Raw genomic sequence first — 10,014 nt, forward strand, 5'->3', positions numbered from 1 at the left:
GTATTTTGTTCATCGCCTGCCCCATGGGACAGTAGTAGGTGTCCGTTTCCGGATTGTAAAAAAGGTTATCTGGATGGAACGGGTTTTCCTTGTGCTTTTTATCGCGCTGTTCTTTATGGAAGTAGTTGTATTTTACAAAAGCAGTTATGTTCTTCTCTTCTAGGTCTGTGTAATTTTCTTCACTACCATATCCGGCATCAGCAGTAAGTGTTTCAGGGGTTTGACCGTAGGATTCAATATAGGTTGGCCATAGAGTTATGGGAGTCACCCCCACCCGTTACAAATAAATCCTGATCATTATCTCCATCTATATCGGCAAAAGCTATGGAACCATTTTGTACTCCCTCAAATGGAGTTCCTGTGTCCTCAGTGTAATTTCCTTTGCCGTCATTGAGATAGAGAATAGCTTTAGCTCCTTCGCCATCCATCGTACCCCCGTTCATATCACCAGAACCGCCGGTTATCAAAACATCCTGGTCTCCATCTCGATCTACATCGGCAAATGCAATCGAACTGTTCTGCACTCCTTCAAAGTTAGAAAGGATCTGTGGGGCAGGTGGGGGAGGCAGTATCTGTTCAAAAGTCTGCGCAAAGGCCATTTTACTTCCCAGGCATAGACTGAATAAATTAGAATCTTCGTAACGTAGCTTTGTTTCATGTAAAAATAGGTTGGTAAATTAAGAGCGATAAATTCATATTATTCCCTCTTTCTCGTCGAGAGAAAAAACCTGTTAAAGGGAATGTAATTTTCTTGGGAAAAAGTTAAAAGAATAAAAAACAGGATGAAATACAAGCTTAGTGGTGCCCAAATTCGATTTGAATACGTGCGTATTTCTTATTTATTCGGCTATTTGAAAGGTTCAGCACCTCTCTGGTGCTAATATATATATCAAGGTTTTCAATGTTTTTGCTAAACGAAACTCCACTATTTACTGGCTAAATGTTTAAAATGCCACATTAAGAAGTTTATCTAAAAACATTTCTTGAAAAGATCTTTTCGAAACCATTTCCCCAGGCTGCAGAGCATACATTTTTTAGTAAGTACGAGGCAGACACTGTGATTGGTATTTCGATTACTAAATTTGAATCTTTACTGATATATGAATGGAAGGAGACACCAAATGCATTCCCGGAATACTTCCACCTCTCTCAGGTGTTTCCACTTTTTTTGATGAAGGGAAAATCAGCCTATCCCCTCCTCTTTAAAAGTCAGTCAGGATGAATTCACTTCGTCGGTTCTCTTGGTGCTGTTCCTCTGAGCAGAACTTGCCGTCTCCACATTCATTTACTGGCTGGGATTCACCCAATCCTTTATAAGAAAGCCTACCGGCACCAATACCTTTCTGCAGCAGATACTCCATGGTAGCTTTTGCCCTGCGTTCTGAAAGCTGCTGGTTATATCGATTTGAGGCCCTGCTGTCTGTATGGGAGCGTATTTGGATCTTCACCTCAGGATACTTTTGCATTACTGCCAAAACCTTTTGGAGCTCCGTAGCTGCATCGGGACGTATCTTAGCTTTGTCGAAATCAAAATAGATCATTTTTATCCCAAGGGCCCTCGCAAGATCATCACCTTTATATAGCCTGAAGATATTCTGTTCAAGCTGAAAATTGATCTCCTGCACCCGATTTTCGGCATCTCTGGCTTTTTCATCGGTAAGGTAATTTTCGTTCTCTGCCCTTAGAAAGAAGGGAGTGAACCGGGCTGTTGCTATCTCATAGTTCCCATCATTGTCTGTCGTTAGGGAAGTGAGTTGCTTGTTATCACTATCAACAATAGTCACGTCTGAGTTAGGCAGGGGCTCACCCGTTTTCTTGTCAGTCACTTTTCCAAAGATCAAGGCTTGATGCACCTGTTCGATTGGCTGCTGTTGAATAAAACCATAGATGTCGTCAAATCCCTTTCCGCCGGGTCGGTTAGAACTGAAGTAACCACTCTTGGCAGAGTCTACTACAAAAGCAAAATCATCGGTCGGGGAATTTAAAGGTGCGCCAAGATTTATTGGATAGGCTGTAAGCCCATCACGAGGATCCCAATAGAATATATCCAGTCCTCCGAGTCCATAATGACCGTCAGACGAAAAATACAGATGATTTTGGTCGCTTAGAAACGGGAATGTTTCTCTCCCAATGGTATTCACAGATCTACCGAGATTCACGGGTTCTCCCATTGAATCATCTGCCAGAATTTCAACCCTGTAAATATCAGATTGTCCGAAACCACCGGGTCTATCTGAAGAGAAGTACATAAAATCCTCCCCGGGTCCAAGTGCAGGATGTGCGTTGGAAAAACTTTTTGAATTTATAGAAAGATCCTCAATATTGCTCCATTTTCCCTTTATTAACTGAGCCCGGTAAATGCCCAGAGTGCTCATAATATCTTTCCCATTGCCGTTATTTTCCCTGCTTCGCGTAAAAAACATGGTACGGCCATCGCTGGTGATCACTGCACTGGACTCGTGCATACGGGTATTAATTTTCCCTTTAAGCTTTTTAGGTGATTTAGATGATCGTGGATCGGCAATTTCATAGAGGTCGAGAAAGCTTAGATTATTCCAAGTACTTAATTTTCTGCGAACTACGCCCGTATCCCGGGTAGAAGCAAAGATCAAATGTCCTTGGACATTAGTAGCTGCGCCATAATCTATGCCGGGGGAATTGATCTTTAGCTCTACAATTGAAAACTTTCCTGAATTAGCCTCCAGCAAGGCGTGGAAATTAATTTCAGGACTATTTCTGGTATGTTTATCAGCAGCAACTTCCTGATAAATTTTATAAAAATTCTCCCCTTTAACATTCTCGCCAATTGCTTTAAGAGACTGGGCGTACCTCATTACCAGGATTGCCTCCATGTTTGAATCCAACTTGAAAAGTCTTTCATAATACTCGGCGGCCCTGGGATAATTAGCATTAAAATAATAAGAATTTGCGAGCTTACCCAGCAGTTCTTCAGACTCAAAGCCAGATTCGGCCACCTCCTTATAGATTTCGGCAGCATTAATATAAGCATGCTCCTGATATTTTTTATTAGCCTCTGACAGGTTCCTCTGCTGAGCAAAGATCAAAGTAGAAGAGAGCAGAAGTACAGTAAAGAATGTTTTCTTGATGATCTTCATAATTAGAAAAATCTGGGATTCATGGAACTTCGGGCGCGGGTTCCGAGCTCAAATCTTAAAAATATTTCGTGTGAACCGGAATGGTAATTTCCAAGTTCTGTAGTATCGTAGTCATAAGCATAACCCAACATTAGGTTATCGTTTATTTGAAATCCTGCCAAACCACTCAATGTGACGTCATATCGATAGGCCATTCCAAGTATGAACTTTTCCTGATACATAAAATTGGCCGAAAAATCAACAGAAAGCGGAGCGCCACTAACCATTTTGGTGAGCAAGGCTGGTTTAAATTTGATGTCCACATTCAGGTCGAACACGTACCCCCCGATAATGTATAAATGAGCTTTTTCTGTAGCCGTGGAAACCGCTATTTCGTCATAATGTTGTGTCTCCAGGATATTCGGAGAGGAAAGCCCTAGGTACCAACGATCCCTGTGCAAATAAAATCCCACTCCTACTACTGGAGATTTTACGTTTGTACTAAGCAGGTTCACATCATTGGGGTTATAGATGTCTAATTTGTTTACATCGATGTCCAGTATGTTAACTCCTCCTTTTAAACCGAAGGAAAGTTTAGTCAATGGGGAGACGCGAATGGTATAGGAAAAGTCGGCTGTTAAATTACTCTCTACAGAAGGACCAATTTTATCACTATAGAAATTAGCTCCTAAACCCACTCCTTTTAATCCCACTGGGGAATTTAGGGAAAAAGTGAGAGTTTCAGGTGCACCTTCCATGCCTACCCATTGGCTTCTATAAATCCCGTTAATACTCAGGATTCCCCTGCTACCGGCATAGGCGGGATTTATAGTTCCAGTATTGTACATATACTGGGTGAATTGCGAATCCTGTTGGGAGAAACCAGAGCTGGCGGCGAATAATAATATACCAACCAGCAAAAATTTTATCTTTTTAAATATCATTATCATATGCTTAAAGGATTAATTCCCGTTGAGGTACAGGTATCCCTGCTGTTGATAGGTTTTCTTAGCTCCTTCTGCCGTGGAATATTCAAATTCCAGAATGTAGAAATACGTACCTGTTGGAAGTTGATCGCTTCCCAGGGTTCCTCTACCGTCAGAATATCCGTCGAAGACATTGCCGGCTTTGCCGTAATTTTCGGTTTCAAAAACCTTCACATTCCAGCGGTTAAAGATCTTTACAGAAATATTCTCGGCACATCCGCCATTATTTAGCTGATCGATCATGAAATAGTCATTCTGCCCGTCGTTATTCGGGGTAATAGCATTATATACGGCCAGCTGACAGGGCAGGACATCTCTGGTTTCTACAGTGGCCAGGGTAAATATCCCGAAGCTGGATACGGCAGCTGAAACTGAGTTGTTCCACTCATCCACGACTCCGCCTTCATCTACCCATAGTTGCTGCTGCTCGTCCCAACGAACTATGTGAAACGCTTCCGGGTTCTCCAGTAAAAAACCGGGAGTAGTGTTCTCATTCCAGGAGAGCGTCACTACCAGTTCAGTATCGACTTCGGCAGGTTCTATTTTCCAGTATTCAGCATTATTAATACCTTCAATGATATCTGGCTTACTCAACAGCGGGTACTGTGCATCTGCATTTTCTAAAAAATAGGTGGCCTTATAGGTTGGGCTCCCCGTTTCTATTCCTGTTACGCCGGCTTTTCTATAATAACCTTTATTTCCAATAGGATATTCAAAACTGGTATTCCCTGTTTTCATTACCGGCCCGTCTACATGACTATTATTAGAAACCCCTTTGTAACCAGCCGTTTCTCCAAAGGTAAAACTCCCACCATAGTGGCGGTTATCAATGATCCCGTCCCTAAAGTCCACTTCGGCCTCTGCATTTATAGCAGCTTCTAATAAAAAAGGTGTGCCAGAGGAATTATTGTCAAACAAGATATTAGAAAAGTACGTATCCCCGTGTCCGGATATCATTTGAGGAGCAAAACCAAGGAACTGGCTTTGTCCTTCCTCCTGGTAATAATCTACCTGTCCTTCATTGTCGAAATTGGAGTAAAAAAAAGTTATTCCATCATTGAAAAAGCTTCCGGAATCCTTATTCTCAAAATCAGACAGAGTAGAAAACTCTGTAAAAGGAGAAACATACAGTTCTCCGGTATTCACCGTCTGCCCAAACGAGACCGAGCAAAAAAACAGGAAAACGGCGGGAAATATTATAGCGTTCTTCATTACTGTTTAGCTTTTGAGGGTAGCATAGGGTTGGTGATTAGCCTGCAAAGATTTACTACCACACGGGTACTGGGAGAACTTTGATAACTAAGAGTTCTGTTTAAACCATCTGTCATTGAAGTCAACTGAAAAACTCCCGGACCTGAAAGATCAAAGGTGAAAAATTCAGTATTACTGATCGCTGTAAAAGACTGGCCATTCCAGGTATAGGTTACCTCATAGGGAGCCTGTCCTGTAAATTCTGCTTTCACCACCTGATAATAACTGGCCGGCTCGCATCCGGAACTAATCGTTACCGAAGGAAAACCCTCTGGTGTTACACTGGCAGTATTGTTACTCATATCTGTATCAAAGCTTACACTTGAAACCGTGGCAGTGCTGGTGTAGGCTCCCGATATTTTAATTTGCGCATTTATGGTAAGGCTGGCTATTTCCCCTACCGGCATGTGCCCCAAAGCCCAATATCCGGAAAGAGCACTGTAGCTGCCCCGGGTGGCATTAAAAGATTGTACTTGATAACCCGATGGCAGCTTGTCCTGTACATTCACATTAATGGCTTCAAATGGCCCCAGATTTTCAACCTCTACTGTAAAGGTCACCACGTCTCCCGGGCTGGGAGTTTGCACATTAAGCATGTTGGTCACCTTCATATCTGAAGCCCCCACCAGAACACTTACCAATGAAAAATCACAACTCCCGGTGCTGCTGCAGACTTCATATTTAAAATAGTCCATACCAGTAAAATCGAGATTGGGTGTATAGGTGATCGTGTTGTCTGGATTTATAGTGGCAGTCCCATTAGCTGGTCCCTCCATAGTGGTTAAAGATCCCATGACAACGGCAGGCGGAATGTTATCATTCTGCATCACATCAATTACCACTGCCTCATTAATATTAGTAGTCACCTGATCATCGTTGGTTACCAGAATTTCCATAAGATCTGTATTGAAAGCGATAAAAGCCGGGTCTGAGGTTCCTCCCATCTTATAGATCAATCCTGTAGCCTGATCATAGTTTTGGACGGTCAATCCAAACTCCGCAGCATCATAGGCTGAGATCCTGATATCCCGCTCAGAGTATATTATTTTATTAGCTGTATTTCCATTGGGATCATAAAAGTCATTCATTGATTTTCCCAGGCTGGGGAGATTCGTTTGGTCGATACTTATTATATTTCCAACCAACTGACGATTATTATCAATGAACCACATTTGATCAATATTCCCACTAACGGGCTGTGCTATCTGCGACACCAGGATATCGGGAAGACCGTCCCCAATGTTGTCTATACTTTCAATCGTGGTAAATTGATACTCCATTTCAATGAGGCTTCCGTCCGCATTTTTAATATTAGTTACCCCGGTGCTAATATCCAGTCCCTGGATCCCGTCGGTCAATACATCAGAAAGCTTTATTGGGAAAGTATAGGGAAAAAGTCCATTTGGATTCATGCCATTATGCAAACCATCCTGCATCTCCCCAAATTTGGCAAATCTCGACTCTCCAGATACTATATCTATAGACAGCACCGGTAATGCCTGGTAGTGCATGGGAATAAAATCCACCCCATATTGCGTCAGTACTCCGTCGTTCACTCCCGTACTGTAAGTCCTTCCTTCAAAAGTAAAACCTACAAGGTTATTTGAATAATCGGGCCTTACAGGATTGAGATCTCCAACTCCTGAAGACCAGAATCCAAGGTAATCTGTATAGATATGGTTAATTTCCTGAGCTGTCATTCGTCCCGTGCTACCCAGCAGCAGGAAAACGATGAACAGCAAGGGAAAAATTTCTTTCCTAAGCCATGGAATTTTTCTTTTAACCAACTTCATCATTTGATTTTAAATTACTTCACTACGAATACGATATTCATAAAAGAGGCGGGTGTCGGGGTACCTATGATATCATAGGTAAGGACTCCGTTGGCGTCAATGCTCACGTTAGCGAAGACATTAGTATCATAATACGTGATATGGTACTCCAGTTCCTGGGCATTAAGAGTGGGAATCGAATTAACAGCCCCGGTACTGCTCACCATGGGTGTTTCAAATTGATTTCTGTATTCCTGGAAGAGATCTTTAGTTAGTCCTGTCCCTCCTGTTGAAGTATCAAAGACTACAGAAGGCATATAGAAAAATTTAGGCATTACAGCTTTTACCTTTTTTAAAACACCCGAAGCTGGATCAATCACCATTACTTCATCGGTAGAAGTTCCGGTTTGCAAGCCAGCAACCGCGAGGGTTTCTGTTGCCGTGGTCGTGATCTCTGTAGTTTGTGTCAGGGCGCCGCCCAGTTGAATATTGCTTCCACTTATGGACAAACCGTTGCCGGCAGTCGTTGAACTCCCAAGTGAAGCTCCATCTACAGATTTTAGTACCCCGTCTGCATCAACCACCACCACCTTATCGGTACTGGTATCTCCAGATACGGCAGGAAGACCTGCTATTCGTGCATTACCATTCACCTGAAGTTTTTGATCAAAGGCTGTGGTTTCAAAATTATCAAATCCAACACCCGTCTTTCCATTTTTTAGGATGGTAAAGGCATCGTGTCTACCATTCCCAGCGCTACCTCTTCCTATATTGAACAAGCGGTCGGCAGGGTTCCAATCGCGTGTATCTTCTGGAGTATACTGAGTACCTTGATTTCCCCCTGCCCATTCATAAGCAGAAAAAGCAGTATTACCAGTTCCACCGGTAACGACAGAACGAATTCCTGAAGCGGTATTATTCTCTCCTCCGAAAACCCCCGAAAGACCTCCTAAAGCTTTATTGAAAGATCCTCCAGCAACTATAGTAATGCCTTCTGAAGCAATATTAAACTGTCCACCGGAGACCACAGAAAGGCTTCCTGAGGCGGTATTATAAAGTCCTCCCGAAACTATAGCACCCTCTCCTGAAGCTGTATTATTAATTCCTCCCAGAACTGCCGAATTCAAAGCTTCAGCAGTATTATTCTCTCCTCCCGTAATTACTGAATTATTAAAGCCTGCACTATTGTTATATCCTCCTGAAACCATGGAATTTATTCCTTCAGCCTTATTCCCGTCTCCAAAAGCCACAGAGTTTTCTCCTACAAAACCCTGTTGGTTTGAACCAGCCCGTATAGCTCCCGCGACATCCAAAACGACATCTGATTCAAAAGGCCCACCTGATGAAAAGGTAACATCCTTACCAATGGCAATACTTCCCATTTGGTAAATGTTTTGTGTATTTAAGGTTGCATCATCTGTGGTACCTTGTACATTCCAGGGTACAGCGGCCCCCATTGCAGAGGCATCTACAGATTTCAGAACCCCATCTGCATCAACAACTACCATCTTATCGGTACTGGTATTTCCAAGAACGGCAGGAAGACCTGCAATTCGTGCATTCCCATTTACCTGCAGTTTTTGGTCAAAGGCTGTGGTTTCAAAATTATCAAATCCAACACCCGTCTTTCCATTTTTTAGAATGGTAAAGGCATCGCGTCTTGAATTCTCACCTAAACCTGATCCTATATTGAACAAGCGGTCTCCAGGTTGCCGAATTGTACTGCTTATTGGGGTGTATTCGGTAGAATAAGTTCCTCCTACCCATTCATAAGCAGAAAAAGCAGTATTAGCTCCTCCTCCGGAAACTGTCGAAGCAGCGCCCAATGCCTGATTATTGCTTCCTCCAGAAACTGTCGAAGTATCTCCTGAAGCAATATTTTGGCCTCCTCCAGATACTGTAGAATTAGATTTTGAAGCAGTATTAGAATTCCCTCCGGAGACCACAGAATTAAATCCTGATGCGGTATTACCCGTTCCCCCGGAAACCACAGAAGATATTCCTGTAGCAGTATTAGCTACTCCTCCTGAAACTGTTGAGATATTTCCGGAGGCAGTATTTTCTACTCCAAAAGCCACAGAATATCCTCCTACTGTTCCTTGGTGGTTAGTACCTCCGCGCACAGCGCCCTCAACATCCAGAGCAACACCTGTGGCGGCAGCATCTTTACCAATGGCAATATTACCCATTTGGTAAATGTTTTGAGTATTTAAGGTTGCATCATCTGTGGTACCTTGTACATTCCAGGGTTCAATCTTAAGTGAAGATAAATCCAGCACAGGGTTATCAGCATCCTCATTGGTATAAGTTAATTCACTGGTGGTATTATTAAAGGCTAGAGTAGTGTTTGTTTCCAGATTGTTGACAATAGCGGACAAGTTCAACTGGGTTACTAGCCCGTCTTCATCGGTATAATCGATGTGAACATTGTCAGGGTTTAAAGCGATGCTGGTCAAAGTCTCCAGGTTGGACACATCTAAAACAGTGGTGCTGCCACTCTCACTAGTATATGTGAAGGTACCATCAGTATTCTCTACTAAAGTAGATACTGTTTCAAAAATATCGATCACAGGTTCCAGATCAATTGGAGAGATCAAGCCGGCCTCATTCATGTAATGCAAAGTTTTCCCATCGGCGCTCAATACTAAAGAAGTTACCGTTTCCTGAGCTTTTACCAGTGCAGCAACATCAAGGGTCGTGGTATTTCCGTCCTCATCGGTGAAGCTAAGAGTTCCGGCAGAAGCATCTGTTGAAACCGAAGTTACAGTCTCGTAGTTGTCGATAATGGTGGAAAGTAGGATTTCCGTGGTAGTTCCGTCCTCATCTGTATAAGTAAGTGTTCCGTCGTTGTTATCAACTAAAGAAGTTACCGTTTCCTGAGCTTTTACCAATGCAGCAACATCAAGGGTC

5 protein-coding genes and 2 pseudogenes are annotated in these 10,014 nt (G+C 42.7%); all 7 read right to left on the minus strand.

Translation table 11 applies throughout. The features are described 5' to 3' along the window. Positions 1–241: pseudogene (locus ACQ93I_RS16750) on the minus strand (IS5/IS1182 family transposase); the annotation flags it as partial. Next, positions 234–599, minus strand: coding sequence for an FG-GAP repeat domain-containing protein (locus ACQ93I_RS16755; protein WP_431699528.1), 366 nt, complete (start codon positions 597–599; stop codon positions 234–236). The gene ACQ93I_RS16755 and the pseudogene ACQ93I_RS16750, both read right to left, overlap by 8 nt. A 603-nt stretch (positions 600–1,202) precedes the next feature. Beyond that, positions 1,203–3,116 (minus strand): OmpA family protein, encoded by a 1,914-nt coding sequence (locus tag ACQ93I_RS16760; protein ID WP_431699529.1) that lies wholly within the window; start codon positions 3,114–3,116, stop codon positions 1,203–1,205. Positions 3,117–3,118: 2 nt separating this feature from the next. After that, on the minus strand, positions 3,119–4,042 hold the full coding sequence (locus tag ACQ93I_RS16765; protein WP_431699532.1) for a PorP/SprF family type IX secretion system membrane protein: 924 nt from the start codon (positions 4,040–4,042) through the stop codon (positions 3,119–3,121). Between the two features lie 15 nt (positions 4,043–4,057). Further along, positions 4,058–5,293, minus strand: a complete 1,236-nt coding sequence (locus ACQ93I_RS16770) for a gliding motility-associated C-terminal domain-containing protein (RefSeq protein ID WP_431699530.1) — start codon at positions 5,291–5,293, stop codon at positions 4,058–4,060. Further along, positions 5,293–7,128 (minus strand): Ig-like domain-containing protein, encoded by a 1,836-nt coding sequence (locus ACQ93I_RS16775; RefSeq protein ID WP_431699531.1) that lies wholly within the window; start codon positions 7,126–7,128, stop codon positions 5,293–5,295. The genes ACQ93I_RS16770 and ACQ93I_RS16775 overlap by 1 nt, the downstream gene beginning before the upstream one ends. 11 nt (positions 7,129–7,139) lie before the next feature. Next, a pseudogene (locus tag ACQ93I_RS16780) lies at positions 7,140–10,014 on the minus strand (hypothetical protein); the annotation flags it as partial.

The sequence above is a fragment of the Salinimicrobium sp. WS361 genome, assembly GCF_050750585.1.
Lineage (GTDB): Bacteria > Bacteroidota > Bacteroidia > Flavobacteriales > Flavobacteriaceae > Salinimicrobium.